The sequence below is a fragment of the Flavobacterium galactosidilyticum genome (assembly GCF_020911945.1).
In the GTDB taxonomy this organism is placed as follows: domain Bacteria; phylum Bacteroidota; class Bacteroidia; order Flavobacteriales; family Flavobacteriaceae; genus Flavobacterium; species Flavobacterium galactosidilyticum.
On sequence record NZ_CP087135.1, the window covers coordinates 1,177,916 to 1,195,481 of the forward strand.

Here is a 17,566-nt window from a genome sequence, read left to right on the forward strand (position 1 = left end):
TTAGAGTACTTTTACCCGCAAATTACAGTCCAGATTTATAGTTATTTTAAAGAAATCCCCAGACTACAAAAATTTAAAACTTAGAAAGAAAATTTATGGAGAAAAATTACTCGTTCACACAAAAAAAAATAAGTCTTTATAACAAACTCTCTTATTTTTTAGCGTTATTTTTTGCTACTATTTTGTTAAACACTAATGTATATGCTCAAAACTGTACAACTAATGCTGGTTTAAGTAGAACTATTTGTGAGAACACTCCTTTTACTCTAAATGGAGTGGTAGGAGGAAATATTGTAAGCAGTAAATGGACTCAAGTTTCTGGCCCATCTGTAGTTATTGAGAATCCCAATATTCTTAACACGAATGTTTTAGGTGCGGTAGGCGGAAATGTCTATACCTTTAGGCTTTCATCAGTTTGTACTGCTGGAGTTAGTTTTCAAGATGTAGTTATTACTGTTAATAAAATAACTACAGCTAGAACAGGAGCTAATATAATGGGTTGCCCAGGAACGTATAATTTATCCGGAAATGCACCTTTGAATAGTGGCGAAACAGGTTTGTGGACTATTGTTGGTAGTAATGCATCAGGGGTAGTTATATCCACCCCTTCCTCACCTACCTCTGCAATTACTTTTCCTACAGGCTCTATAGGGACGTCCACATTAAGATGGACCATTACAGGTCCGGGTCCCGCCAGTACCAGATGTAGTTCTCAAGCAGATATGACTGTTACTAATTATGGTGGCGTAGTAATCGCAAATGCTGGTCCAGATCAAAATTTATCTGCCTGTTATGATGCTAAGCAAGGTGCAAATTTGAATGCATCAGTAGCTGGAAATGGAACTGGAACGCAAATAGGAACATGGGGTTTTGTGTCTGGCCCTTCAGTTCCAGTTATTAGTAGTGTTAATAATCCTACTACCGGTATATCAAATTTAGTGGAAGGAAGTTATGTCTTTAGATGGACGGTAATGGGGCCTTGTGCTCAGGGTTCAGATACAGTTACTATTAATGTTCCTGCCGCAACGCAAGGAATAACTACTGCTGTAGCTACTAATCCTAATCAAAATTTTTGTAGTGGTGTAACACAAACTTTGCTACAAGGAAATGTTCCCCTACGTGCAGGAGAAACGGTAGAATGGACTCAAATAGCGGGTCCAACAGTTACAATAGTAAATCCAAATAGTCCAACAACACAAGTGACCGGTCTAGATGGAACTAGCAATTATACTTTTAGATATACTATTAAAGGAGGAGCAGCCAATCCATCATGTTCGAATTTTGCAGATGTAAATATTCGTTATTATTTAGGATCGGCTACTATTTCTTTAAACGGTGGAGTAAATGTATTAAGCCTTGCAGAAAACATAACTGCTGGTACAGTATCGATCACTACTACTGGGGGAAATGCAAATGCACCTCAATTGATATCTTCACCTGCTGGTACTTCACCAGTTTTTAGTATAAGCGGCAACAACTTAAATTTTTCAAATCTTTTAAAGGCAGGAACATATACCTTTAGAGTTAGGCATTATACTAATGGTGACATTAAGACATCATGTAGTGAAGCTTTTGATGATGTTAATATTATTGTTTCTCTTAGTCCACCTGGAGCTAATGGGGGTACAAGTCTTGCATTAGCATGCGGAGTCACTTCTGGAACTCTTTCTGGAAATGTACCAGATGCGACCAAAGGTCATATAGGTAGATGGTCACAGTTAAATGGTCCAACTACGACTACGTTTTCTAATGTGTTTTCTACAAATCCAGTAATTTCAAATTTAATGCCTGGTATTTATACCTATAGATGGACTATCACTGGTGGTCTTTCAGGTATTGATAAATTTAGTGATGTTACTATTACGGTTTCTGCTCCGCCTACCTCTACGATTACACCTAATCTTGTAACGAGTTGTGCAGGTAATTCTTTATTATTAACGGGAAATGAGTTAGTAGGAGGAACAACAGGATTATGGCAATATGTTTCCGGACCAGGAACTCCTACATTTTCTGATCCTACTAAAACAACAACTAGTGTAATGGGTTTGTTACCATCTAGTACTTATGTTTTTAGTTGGACAGTTACAAGTCCAAATCCTACTAACGTATCTACTTGTGGTCCATCTACATCAAATGTTACCGTTACCACTTTGGCTGATGAAGCCCCTTCTAGTGCAAATGCAGGTCCAGATGCTTGTTTTTCTCCAGCTACTAATTCGGCAACTTTAGGCGCAGCTGCTCCAACTGTAGGAACGGGGACGTGGAGTTTTGTATCAGGACCTAATACACCTGTTATCACAAATCCGGCTCTTCCAAACACTACTGTTACTGGTTTAGTGAATGGAATCTATGAGTTCGAATGGACTACTTCAAATTTACCATGTGGAAATCCAAGCAAAGACAGGGTGAAAATTACCATTGCTGCTGAACCAACTTCAGCTGCTGGACCAGATCAAAATTTTATATGTGGTTCTACTATCGCTATGGCAGCAAACGCACCTACTGCAGGATTGCTAGGAACCTGGATTCAAATTTCTGGAAGTGGAGGTTGGTCTGTTGATAATATTAATAGTCCTACTGCTGTATTTTCAAATTTAGCAGAAGGGAATTATGAATTTCAATGGAAAGTAGCAAAAGGTTCTTGCACCACAGCTACGGATAATCTTACATTTAGGATTCAATTACCTCCAACTACCGCAAATGCTGGTGGAGATCAAACAATATGTGGAGGCACCACTGCAACACTTGCAGCTCTTCCAGTTACACAAGGCGTTGGAACGTGGTCTGTAATTTCTGGACCAAATAATCCTACTATAACAACAGCTAATGGCAATGCATCTACGGTGACCGGTTTAGTGACCGGTACCTACACTTTAAGATGGACAACTTCATCAGGTGGTATCTGTGCAGAAAGCAGGGATGATATGGTTTTAAATGTTTCTGCACCAGTTAGTGTTATAACGCCACAAAATTTATGTGCTGCAACTTCAGTATTACTACAAGCAAATACGGGATCTTCTGGAGTATGGACTTTGTCTTCTTCTACCGGAGGACCAGTACCAATTATTTCGGCTATTGGTCCAAATAGTGCCTCGGCAACTATTACCCCTGGTTTTAATTATGTTTTCACGTACACTACTAATTCTTTTGCTGGTTGTCCTGCTGGCTCGGCTGATATAGCTGTTTTTAATAGTGCAGTTCCAGCTACACCATACGCTGGTCCAGATCAAAGTATTTGTACCTCAGGCGGTACTTCAGTAACTATGGCAGCAACAGGAACTCCGGGAACCTGGGTAAGAGTTAGCGGGCCAAATACACCTGCAATATCTAGTGCAACTAATCCAAATGCTGTCCTTTCAGGTTTGGTAGAAGGCTTGTACGTATATCAATGGACTACTAGCAATGGATTTTGTGCAACCTTAAATGATGTTGTACGAATTTATGTTTACGATCCGCCAACTGCAGCGAATGCTGGACCAGATCAAACTTCTTGTCAACTAGCAACAAAACTAGATGCAACGGTGCCTTTAAGAGGAATTGGTAAATGGACTTTGACCACAGATCCTTCAAATGGAGGTATCATTATTGATAGTCCGAATGATCCAAAATCTAAATTAACGATTGCGAATCCATATTTATTACCAATAGGAACCTACACCTTTACGTGGACAGTAACTAATGGTCCATTACCTTACGTATGTGTTTCAAGCACGGACACTGTAAATATTAATTTTTCAGCAGTACCGCCAACTCCAGCGAATGCAGGACCAGATCAAACTTTGTGTGGGGCTACGAGTGTAACCATGAATGCAAACAATATTAATCCAGGTATAGGTACGTGGACTCAGGTTTCAGGACCTAGTACAGGAGTATTCTCGGATAAATTTAGCCCACAAGCTACGGTGACTGGTTTAGTAAGTGGTGTTTATGAATTTAAATGGACAAGTTCTAATACTGGTGGCGGATGTAAATTAGAAGACAATGTAAAAGTGACAATCAGTCCTGCTGTTGCCAACGTAAATGCGGGGCCTGATCAATTTCTTGGGGAGTACAATACAGTAACAATGGCTGCCCTGAACCCTTCACCAAATGTGGGTGTTTGGTCTATAGTATCAGGACCCAATACTCCTTTGATCTTAAATGTAAATAGTCCTACAACTCAAATAGCAGGAACCATTCCAGGAACTTACGTCCTTAGATATACTGTAGCAAACGGTATTTGCGCAGAAAAATCGGATGACGTAGTAATTGTACTGACAGGACAAACTGATTTGAGTTTGCTTAAATCAGCAAATACTACTACTCCTGCTGTGGGATCTACAGTAACTTTTACGGTAGTGGTAAAAAATAATGGAGCTCGAAATGCTACTGGAGTTGCGGTAAATGATATACTGCCTTCAGGCTTTACTTTAGTTCCAGGTAGCGTTTCTAATGCAGGGATTGTTAATACAGGAAATAATAGTATTATTTGGTCTGGTTTATCAATTGCAAACGGTGCTACGTTAAATTTAACCTATCAAGTTAAAGTGAATGCAACGACTGCTGCGGCAAATGAATATAGAAATACAGCTCAAATAACAGCAAGTGATCAAATTGATCCAAATTCTACACCAAATAATAATGTTTCAACAGAAGATGATCAAAGTACGGTAACGTTGATACCTTCGCCTCGAATTGATTTAGCGATAACGAAACAAATAAATAATACCATACCAAATGTGGGATCTACAGTTCAATTCACTATTGAAGTTGTAAACAATGGACCAAGTACTGCTACTGGTGTAGTTGCCACTGATCAGTTACCAACCGGTTATACATTTTCTAGTGCAACGCCATCTATTGGGACTTACAACGCCACTTCTGGTGCTTGGACAATAGGCAATTTAGCAAACGGAGCAAAAGCAACTTTAACTATTTCTGCTACCGTAAACGCAACTGGAAATTATGTTAATACAGCAACAGTAAAGAGTACTGAAATTGATGTAAACCCTGCTAACGATAATAGTGTTGTTTCTAGTATACCAAGAGCAATTGCAGATTTAAGTTTAACAAAAACGGTAACTGGAACTCCAAATGTAGGTAGTAATGTTACTTTTACAATAACAATTACAAATGCTGGACCAAGTGTAGCGACAGGGGTAAATGTAGTTGATTATTTACCTTCAGGGTATACTTATTTAACTCATACTAGTACAGGAACAACTTATTCTAATGTTACAGGTTCGTGGAATATAGGAACTCTAAATAGTAGTGCTTCAAGAGTTTTAATAGTTATTGCTAGAATAAATCCTACGGGTGATTATAGAAATACTGCTCAAGTAGTAAGTTCTAATGAATTTGACCCTGATTCAACGCCAGGAAATAATAATGCAGCAGAAGATGATCAGGCACAAGTAGTTATTACACCAATTCAGAGAGCTGACTTATCAGTTGTTAAAACAGTAGATCTTGCTACTCCACGAGTAGGTGATAATGTGAAATTTAGAATTGCATTAAACAATGCAGGACCAAGTGATGCTACTGGAGTTGTAGTAAATGATTTATTGCCGTCAGGTTATACTTTTGTGAGCTATACTTCAACTTCTGGTCTATATAATTCCACTTCTGGAAATTGGACACTTTCAGGAAGTGTTATTAATGGAAAAACAGAATATTTAGATATTGTAGCCAAAGTTAATCCTATAACAGGAACAGCTAATGAATATAGAAATAATGCTCAGGTAATTGCAAGTGGTCAGACAGATCCAGATTCTATACCAAATGATGGACTAGGAGATGATTTTTCAACTGTAACTACTGTTCCAACCGCTTTAATTGATTTGTCATTGACTAAATCAGTTGATAACATTAGTCCTTCAGCAGGATCAAATGTAGTATTTACTGTAAGAGTTTCAAATGCAGGTCCAAGTACTGCTACTGGAGTACAAGTTAGAGATGTATTGCCTAGCGGTTACACTATTGTCGGTGCAACACCTTCAAGTGGAACATACACTAATGCAACTGGTTTATGGACTATTGCAACTATTGCAAATGGAGCTTCGGCAGTTTTAACTGTTACAGCTACAGTTAATGCAACTGGAAATTACACCAATGTTGCTGAAATTGTAGCAGCTGATCAAACCGATGTAAATTCTACACCAGGGAATAATATTTTGACTGAAGATGATCAGGATCAAGTAACCATATCCCGAGGTCCATTAGTAGATTTAAGTTTGACTAAATCTGTTAATAATAATACACCTATTGTTGGAGAAAACGTAACTTTTAGAATTACGATTTCTAACGCTGGTCCAAGTGAAGCAAATGGAGTTGTAGTTACAGATAAATTACCTTCTGGATATTCATTTGTTAGCTCTGCGCCATCTGTTGGAACTTATAATAATATATCAGGTTCTTGGACCGTAGGAAATTTAGCTAATGCTGGAACTGCCACTTTAGACATTACAGCAAAAGTATTGCCTACTGGTAATTACAACAACATTGCTGAAGTGACAGGAGTAAATGAAGTAGATAGTAACTCTACTCCTGGTAATAATGATGCTACTGAAAACGATCAAAGCGAAGTTGTTATAACTCCTGTACAAAGTGCTGATTTATCTGTTGTTAAAACGGTAAATATAACTACGCCAAAAGTAGGCGATACTGTTACGTTTACTATTGCAGTTAAAAATGACGGGCCTAGCAACGCTACTGGTGTTGTTATAAAAGACATGCTGCCTTCTGGTTACGAGTTTGTTAGTGCAAGCCCTACTGCTGGCATGTATAATACCACAACTGGATTGTGGACAGTTTCAAGACCAATTACAGCCAATACTACAGAGACTATTCTGATAACAGCTAAAGTTTTAAAGAATGGTAGCTATGTAAATACTGCTGAAGTAATTGCAAGTGATCAACCAGATCCAGATTCTACACCAAATAATACTATTGGAAGTGAGGATGATCAAAGTACTGTAACAACTACACCGTCTGCTTTAGTAAATCTTGCAGTAGTGAAAAGAATTAATAATGTCACTCCAGACGTAGGATCTACAGTTGTATTTACTCTTGAAGTTGTAAATAATGGACCAAGTGATGCAACAAATGTTGTAGTTACTGATAATTTACCAAGCGGTTATACATTTTCTACTGCAACGGCATCAATTGGAACTTATAGTGCTGGAACAGGCCAATGGACAATAGGAAGTTTAGCAAATGGAGCAAAAGCAACTATAGATATTTCTGCAACTGTAAATCCAACAGGTATTTACCTTAATACAGCTACAGCAACAAGTACTGAAACTGATGGAAATCCTGATGATAATACAAGTAGTGTTTCTAGTACACCAAGAGCAATTACTGATTTAAGTTTAACAAAAACAGTAAGTGCAGCTCCACACAATGTTGGTAGTGATGTTACTTTTACAGTAACAGTTACTAATGCTGGACCAAGTGCAGCGACAGGGGTAAATGTAGTTGATTATTTACCTTCAGGATATACTTATGTCAGCCATACTAGTGTTGGAGTATATTTTAAAGATAATGGTTCTTGGAACATTGGAACAATAAATAATGGAGCATCGGCAGTATTAACTGTAGTTGCCAGAGTAAACGCTACGGGCGATTATAGAAATACTGCTCAAGTAGTAAGTTCTAATGAATTTGACCCTAACTCAACGCCTGGAAATAACAGTCCAACAGAAGATGATCAGGCGCAAGTTGTTATTACTCCTGTTCAGATGGCTGACTTATCGGTTATTAAAACGGTAGATGTTGCTACACCAAGAGTAGGTGATAATGTGAAATTTAGAATTGCATTAAACAATGTAGGACCAAGTGATGCTACTGGAGTTGTAGTAAATGATTTATTGCCGTCAGGTTATACTTTTGTGAGCTATACTTCAACTTCTGGTCTATATAATTCCACTTCTGGAAATTGGACACTTTCAGGAAGTGTTATTAATGGAAAAACAGAATATTTAGATATTGTAGCCAAAGTTAATCCTATAACAGGAACAGCTAATGAATATAGAAATAATGCTCAGGTAATTGCAAGTGGTCAGACAGATCCAGATTCTATACCAAATGATGGACTAGGAGATGATTTTTCAACTGTAACTACTGTTCCAACCGCTTTAATTGATTTGTCATTGACTAAATCAGTTGATAACATTAGTCCTTCAGCAGGATCAAATGTAGTATTTACTGTAAGAGTTTCAAATGCAGGTCCAAGTACTGCTACTGGAGTACAAGTTAGAGATGTATTGCCTAGCGGTTACACTATTGTCGGTGCAACACCTTCAAGTGGAACATACACTAATGCAACTGGTTTATGGACTATTGCAACTATTGCAAATGGAGCTTCGGCAGTTTTAACTGTTACAGCTACAGTTAATGCAACTGGAAATTACACCAATGTTGCTGAAATTGTAGCAGCTGATCAAACCGATGTAAATTCTACACCAGGGAATAATATTTTGACTGAAGATGATCAGGATCAAGTAACCATATCCCGAGGTCCATTAGTAGATTTAAGTTTGACTAAATCTGTTAATAATAATACACCTATTGTTGGAGAAAACGTAACTTTTAGAATTACGATTTCTAACGCTGGTCCAAGTGAAGCAAATGGAGTTGTAGTTACAGATAAATTACCTTCTGGATATTCATTTGTTAGCTCTGCGCCATCTGTTGGAACTTATAATAATATATCAGGTTCTTGGACCGTAGGAAATTTAGCTAATGCTGGAACTGCCACTTTAGACATTACAGCAAAAGTATTGCCTACTGGTAATTACAACAACATTGCTGAAGTGACAGGAGTAAATGAAGTAGATAGTAACTCTACTCCTGGTAATAATGATGCTACTGAAAACGATCAAAGCGAAGTTGTTATAACTCCTGTACAAAGTGCTGATTTATCTGTTGTTAAAACGGTAAATATAACTACGCCAAAAGTAGGCGATACTGTTACGTTTACTATTGCAGTTAAAAATGACGGGCCTAGCAACGCTACTGGTGTTGTTATAAAAGACATGCTGCCTTCTGGTTACGAGTTTGTTAGTGCAAGCCCTACTGCTGGCATGTATAATACCACAACTGGATTGTGGACAGTTTCAAGACCAATTACAGCCAATACTACAGAGACTATTCTGATAACAGCTAAAGTTTTAAAGAATGGTAGCTATGTAAATACTGCTGAAGTAATTGCAAGTGATCAACCAGATCCAGATTCTACACCAAATAATACTATTGGAAGTGAGGATGATCAAAGTACTGTAACAACTACACCGTCTGCTTTAGTAAATCTTGCAGTAGTGAAAAGAATTAATAATGTCACTCCAGACGTAGGATCTACAGTTGTATTTACTCTTGAAGTTGTAAATAATGGACCAAGTGATGCAACAAATGTTGTAGTTACTGATAATTTACCAAGCGGTTATACATTTTCTACTGCAACGGCATCAATTGGAACTTATAGTGCTGGAACAGGCCAATGGACAATAGGAAGTTTAGCAAATGGAGCAAAAGCAACTATAGATATTTCTGCAACTGTAAATCCAACAGGTATTTACCTTAATACAGCTACAGCAACAAGTACTGAAACTGATGGAAATCCTGATGATAATACAAGTAGTGTTTCTAGTACACCAAGAGCAATTACTGATTTAAGTTTAACAAAAACAGTAAGTGCAGCTCCACACAATGTTGGTAGTGATGTTACTTTTACAGTAACAGTTACTAATGCTGGACCAAGTGCAGCGACAGGGGTAAATGTAGTTGATTATTTACCTTCAGGATATACTTATGTCAGCCATACTAGTGTTGGAGTATATTTTAAAGATAATGGTTCTTGGAACATTGGAACAATAAATAATGGAGCATCGGCAGTATTAACTGTAGTTGCCAGAGTAAACGCTACGGGCGATTATAGAAATACTGCTCAAGTAGTAAGTTCTAATGAATTTGACCCTAACTCAACGCCTGGAAATAACAGTCCAACAGAAGATGATCAGGCGCAAGTTGTTATTACTCCTGTTCAGATGGCTGACTTATCGGTTATTAAAACGGTAGATGTTGCTACACCAAGAGTAGGTGATAATGTGAAATTTAGAATTGCATTAAACAATGTAGGACCAAGTGATGCTACTGGAGTTGTAGTAAATGATTTATTGCCGTCAGGTTATGCTTTTGTGAGCTATACTTCAACTTCTGGACTTTATGATGCGACTAATGGAAATTGGACACTTTCAGGAAGTGTTTTTAATGGAAAAACAGAATATTTAGATATTATAGCCAAAGTTAATCCTATAACAGGAACAGCTAATGAATATAGAAATACTGCTCAGGTAATTGCAAGTGGTCAGACAGATCCAGATTCTATACCAAATGATGGAATAGGAGATGATTTTTCAACTATATCTACTGTTCCAACAGCGTTAATTGATTTGTCATTGACTAAATCAGTTGATAACATTAGTCCTTTAGTAGGATCAAATGTAGTATTCACTGTAAGAGTTTCAAATGCAGGTCCAAGTACTGCTACTGGAGTACAAGTTAGAGATGTATTGCCTAGCGGTTACACTATTGTCGGTGCAACACCTTCAAGTGGAACATACACTAATGCAACTGGTTTATGGACTATTGCAACTATTGCAAATGGAGCTTCGGCAGTTTTAACTGTTACTGCTAGAGTTAATGCTTTAGGAGATTATATAAATGTTGCTGAAGTTATGCAGGCTAATGAAACTGATGTAAATTCAACACCAGGCAATAATATTTTGACTGAAGATGATCAGGATCAAGTAACCATATCCCGAGGTCCATTAGTAGATTTAAGTTTGACTAAATCTGTTAATAATAATACACCTATTGTTGGAGAAAACGTAACTTTTAGAATTACGATTTCTAACGCTGGTCCAAGTGAAGCAAATGGAGTTGTAGTTACAGATAAATTACCTTCTGGATATTCATTTGTTAGCTCTGCGCCATCTGTTGGAACTTATAATAATATATCAGGTTCTTGGACCGTAGGAAATTTAGCTAATGCTGGAACTGCCACTTTAGACATTACAGCAAAAGTATTGCCTACTGGTAATTACAACAACATTGCTGAAGTGACAGGAGTAAATGAAGTAGATAGTAACTCTACTCCTGGTAATAATGATGCTACTGAAAACGATCAAAGCGAAGTTGTTATAACTCCTGTACAAAGTGCTGATTTATCTGTTGTTAAAACGGTAAATATAACTACGCCAAAAGTAGGCGATACTGTTACGTTTACTATTGCAGTTAAAAATGACGGGCCTAGCAACGCTACTGGTGTTGTTATAAAAGACATGCTGCCTTCTGGTTACGAGTTTGTTAGTGCAAGCCCTACTGCTGGCATGTATAATACCACAACTGGATTGTGGACAGTTTCAAGACCAATTACAGCCAATACTACAGAGACTATTCTGATAACAGCTAAAGTTTTAAAGAATGGTAGCTATGTAAATACTGCTGAAGTAATTGCAAGTGATCAACCAGATCCAGATTCTACACCAAATAATACTATTGGAAGTGAGGATGATCAAAGTACTGTAACAACTACACCGTCTGCTTTAGTAAATCTTGCAGTAGTGAAAAGAATTAATAATGTCACTCCAGACGTAGGATCTACAGTTGTATTTACTCTTGAAGTTGTAAATAATGGACCAAGTGATGCAACAAATGTTGTAGTTACTGATAATTTACCAAGCGGTTATACATTTTCTACTGCAACGGCATCAATTGGAACTTATAGTGCTGGAACAGGCCAATGGACAATAGGAAGTTTAGCAAATGGAGCAAAAGCAACTATAGATATTTCTGCAACTGTAAATCCAACAGGTATTTACCTTAATACAGCTACAGCAACAAGTACTGAAACTGATGGAAATCCTGATGATAATACAAGTAGTGTTTCTAGTACACCAAGAGCAATTACTGATTTAAGTTTAACAAAAACAGTAAGTGCAGCTCCACACAATGTTGGTAGTGATGTTACTTTTACAGTAACAGTTACTAATGCTGGACCAAGTGCAGCGACAGGGGTAAATGTAGTTGATTATTTACCTTCAGGATATACTTATGTCAGCCATACTAGTGTTGGAGTATATTTTAAAGATAATGGTTCTTGGAACATTGGAACAATAAATAATGGAGCATCGGCAGTATTAACTGTAGTTGCCAGAGTAAACGCTACGGGCGATTATAGAAATACTGCTCAAGTAGTAAGTTCTAATGAATTTGACCCTAACTCAACGCCTGGAAATAACAGTCCAACAGAAAACGATCAAGCTCAAGTAGTTATTACTCCTGTTCAGCTGGCTGACTTATCAGTTGTTAAGACAGTAGATCTTGCTACTCCAAGGGTTGGAGATAATGTGAAATTTAGAATTGCATTAAACAATGCAGGACCAAGTGATGCTACTGGAGTTGTAGTAAATGATTTATTGTCGTCAGGTTATGCTTTTGTGAGCTATACTTCAACTTCTGGACTTTATAATTCCACTTCTGGAGATTGGACACTTTCAGGAAGTGTTTTTAATGGAAAAACAGAATATTTAGATATTATAGCCAAAGTTAATCCTATAACAGGAACAGCTAATGAATATAGAAATACTGCTCAGGTAATTGCAAGTGGTCAGACAGATCCAGATTCTATACCAAATGATGGAATAGGAGATGATTTTTCAACTATATCTACTGTTCCAACAGCGTTAATTGATTTGTCATTAACTAAATCTGTAGATAACATTGCTCCTCAAGCGGGATCAAATGTTGTATTTACTGTAATCATTAAAAATGCTGGGCCAAGTACTGCTACGGGTGTAGAAGTTATCGATAAATTACCTAGTGGATATGATTTTGTAAGCGATGATGCATCAGGAAGCTATGTTAATAATATTTGGAGTATTCCAACTATTGCAGCAGGTGCTTCTGTAGTTTTAAATGTTACAGCCACAGTAAAAGCAGATGGAATTTATACCAATGTTGCTGAAATAACTAAAGCCAATGAAACCGATGCGAATTCTACACCAAATAATAATATTTTGGCTGAAGATGATCAAGATCAAGTAACCATATCCCGAGGACCATTAGTAGATTTAAGTTTAACTAAAAAAGTTGATAATAAAACGCCTAATGTTGACGAGAATGTCGTATTTACTATTGAAGTTACAAATGCTGGACCAAGCGATGCAACTGGAGTTGTGGTTACAGATAAATTACCTTCTGGATATTCATTTGTGAATCCTTCTATCCAATCCGTTGGAAGTTATGATCCTATATTAGGTTCTTGGACAATAGGAAACTTGGCAAACAAAGCAAAAGCAACTTTAAACATTACAGCTAAAGTTTTACCTACTGGTAATTACAACAACATTGCTGAAGTTACAGGAACCAATGAAGTAGATGCAAATTCTACTCCTGGAAATAATGACGCGACAGAAAATGATCAAAGCGAAGTTATTGTAACTCCTATACAAAGTGCTGATTTATCTGTTGTTAAAACAGTTGATTTAGTAGGTACTCCAAAAGTAGGTGATACTGTTACGTTTACTATTGCAGTGAAAAATGATGGACCTAGTGACGCTACAGGTGTTGTTATAAAAGACTTGCTGCCTTCTGGTTACGAGTTTGTTAGTGCAAGCCCTACTGCTGGCATGTATAATAGAACAACTGGATTGTGGACAGTTTCAAGACCAATTAAAGCAAATACTACAGAGAATATTCCAATCACTGCCAAAGTTTTAAAGAATGGTAATTATACAAATACTGCAGAAGTTACTGCAAGTGATCAACCAGATCCTGATTCTACACCAAACGATGGAACTGGTGATGATTTTTCAACAGTAACAACTACACCGTCTGCTTTAGTAAATCTTGCAGTAGTGAAAAGAATTAATAATGTCACTCCCGACGTAGGATCTACAGTTGTATTTACTCTTGAAGTTATAAATAATGGCCCTAGTGATGCAACAAATGTTGTAGTTACTGATAATTTACCAAGCGGTTATACATTTTCTACTGCAACGGCATCAATTGGAACTTATAGTGCTGGAACAGGCCAATGGACAATAGGAAGTTTAGCAAATGGAGCAAAAGCAACTATAGACATTTCTGCAACTGTAAATCCAACAGGTATTTACCTTAATACAGCTACAGCAATAAGTACTGAAACTGATGGAAATCCTACTGACAATACTAGTAGTGTTTCTAGTACACCAAGAGCAATTGCTGATTTAAGTTTAGTTAAGACCGTAGTAAATGCCTCTCCAAATATTGGTGAAAATGCTATATTTAATATAGTTGTTACAAATAATGGCCCTAGTGATGCAACCAATATTGTAGTTACTGATAGGCTTCCTTCTGGTTATTCATTTGTGAGTGCAACGACTTCAGTAGGAACATATGATAGTAATTCTGGCGGTTGGGATGTTGGAAATTTAGCCAGCGGTAACTCTGCTAGCTTAACTATAAATGCAAAAGTATTAGCTACAGGAAATTATAACAATGTTGCAGAAGTAACGGGTTCTGACCAATTTGATCCCAACTCGACACCTGGAAATAATAATCCACAAGAAAATGATCAGAGTGTTGTAGTAGTTACTCCGGTTAACGTAGCTGATTTAGTTACAACAAAAACAGTTGATAAATCAAATCCAAATCAAGGAGATATTGTACAGTATACCATAACAGTTGTAAATAATGGTCCAAGCATAGCGACTGGAGTAAATTTAATGGATAATTTGCCTGTAGGAACAACTTATGTTTCTCATATTGCAACTGGAGGAACGGTAAATACGTTTTCTGGTGGACAATGGGCTATTGGAAATATAAATATTGGATCTTCTGCAACTTTAGTAATTAGGGCAAGAGTTACTGCAGCAGGAACGGTTAGTCAAACACCTATTGTAAATACAGTTACTCCAGCGGCAGGAAATGAATCTGATCCAACAACTGTAGGAGATGATCTAACAGAGCCAATTATTGTGACAAGTTCAGATTTAGTAACTGAAAAAAAGGTAAGTAAATCAAATCCTAGTGAAGGTGAAACGATTACTTACAGCATTAGAGTTACTAATAACGGTCCAAGTGATGCAACGGGAGTTCGTTTAACAGACATTCTTCCAATTGGAGTTACTTATGTTAGAAATAATCAAGGAGCAGATTATAATTATGGTTCTGGTATCTGGACAATAGGAGATCTTGCAAATGGAGCAACTAAAGTTTTAGATATTAATGTAATAATCAATTCTGGATCGGCAGGTAAAACAATTGTAAATACAACGACTGCTGCTAAAGGAGATCAATCAGATCCAACAACTGTTGGCGACGATTTAACAGAAACCATCATAGTTCAAAACGGTGCAGATGTTGTATTGACTAAAGTAGTTAACAATAGAACTCCTAACATTGGAGAAACAGTAACTTATACCGTTACAGTAACCAATAAAGGAACAACATTAGTAACAAACTTAGTGGTGAAAGATGACCTTCCAGCTGGCTTAACCTTTGTTTCAGCAACTCCAGGAAAAGGAGTGTGGACAACTCCAAATTGGACAGTAGGTACATTACAGCCAGGTGAAGAAGGATCTATTGAAATTAAAGCTATTGTAGATTTAAATCAAGGAGGAAGTGTATTAACAAATACAGTATCTAATACACAAGATCAATTTGATACCAATATAACTCTTGATGATCCTACTGAAACAATAACAGTTACAAGTTTAGATTTAGCAGTTGTAAAAAAGGTAAACAATGCGAGACCAAATGAAGGAGAAACTATTCGTTATACGATAACAGTCACTAACAACGGTGCTAGTAATGCAACCAATGTAAGTTTAGTGGATAAATTACCTGTAGGAGTTACTTATGTAAGTGATATAGTTTCAGCAGGAAATTATAACAATGGTTCAGGATTATGGACAATAGGTAATCTTATAAATGGTGCGGTTGCGACTCTTACTATTGATGCAAAAGTTAATACAGGAACTTATGATACAACAATAACAAACACAACTACTGCGGTAAAAGCAGATCAGGCAGATTCTAATGCAGCGAATAACATTGGCAGTGTTGCAATTACACCAACAGCATTTATAGACTTGAGTTTAACAAAAGAAGTTGTTGGTAATGTTACTAATCCTGCTGTAGGCGATATAATTACTTTTGAAGTAAGAGTGATGAACGACGGGCCTACAAAAGCAACAGGAGTTGAGGTAGTAGATTTAATACCGTCTGGATATAAATTTATCAACTATAGCTCAACTATAGGTACTTACAGTCCTTCAACAGGTCTTTGGAAAGTAGGATTTGTAGAAGCAGGAAACACAGCAGTTTTATTAGTTGATGTAAAAGTTCTAGACAATGGAAATTACATGAACTGTGCAGAAATTACCAAAGCAAACGAACCAGATATCGATTCTACTCCGGGTAATGGTAATGTTACAGAAGATGATTATGCTTGTGCATCTGCTCCGCCAAATCAATCAGTAGACCTTGCAGTTGTTAAAACCATTTTGAAGAACAACACAAATCCAAAAGTGAATTCTCAAATATCATTCGAGATTCTATTAACAAACAATGGAAATATAGATGCAACAAATGTTGTCGTGTCCGATTTACTTCCTTCGGGCTATACGTTTGTAAATTATAGTTCTACTAAAGGAATTTATGATTATGTAACTGGCGACTGGAAAGTAAGCAAAATACTAAATGGCGAAACAGAGATTTTAATTGTTGATGTAATTGTAAATGAATCTGGCGACTACTTAAATTGTGCAAGCATAAAAGCATTGCATCAAACAGATACAAATCCAGCAAATAATCAAAGCTGTATTGCTACAACACCTATAGCAGTTATAGATTTAGAATTAACAAAAGAGGTAGATGAAATAAAACCTGTTGCAGAAACTAATGTTGAGTTTACGATTACATTGTCAAACAAAGGACCTAGTATAGGAACAGGTGTTGAAGTGAAAGACTTACTTCCAACTGGTTTCAATTTCGTAAGCGCTACAACTACAACTGGTGTTTATGATGCTACAACTGGAATTTGGAAAGTAGGAAGTATTGATGTTAATGCAATACAAACATTAAAAGTAAAAGCTTATGTATTACCGGTAGGTGAGTTTACAAACGTTGCCGAAGTTATAGCAGCTAATGAACTTGATGTTGATTCAACTCCTGGAAACAACAAATTACAGGAAGATGATCAAGATGCTATAACAATAGAGCCTGAAGTTTCATTAGTTATGCCAGAAGGTTTCACTCCTAATGGAGATGGCATAAATGATGTTTTTGAAGTAGAGCACTTACAAGTATTGTATCCTAACTTTAGTATGGAAATTGTAAATAGGTATGGAAACATTGTTTACAACTACAAACATAACGGAGACAAATTCAAAACGCCACTATGGTGGGATGGTCATTCAACAGGTAGATGGAATTTCTCAAAAGAAATGCTTCCTACTGGAACTTATTTCTATACTATTTACTTTAATAATGATGAAAGAAAACCGCAAACGGGTTGGATCTATTTAAAAAAATAAAACAAATA

At 36.8% G+C, this 17,566-nt stretch carries 1 protein-coding gene; it reads left to right on the forward strand.

Going from position 1 to position 17,566, the window contains the following annotated elements:
• Positions 1 to 95: 95 nt before the first annotated feature.
• Positions 96 to 17,558, forward strand: a complete 17,463-nt coding sequence (locus tag LNP27_RS05155) for a PKD domain-containing protein (protein WP_229943491.1) — start codon at positions 96 to 98, stop codon at positions 17,556 to 17,558.
• The last annotated feature ends 8 nt before the right edge of the window (positions 17,559 to 17,566 follow it).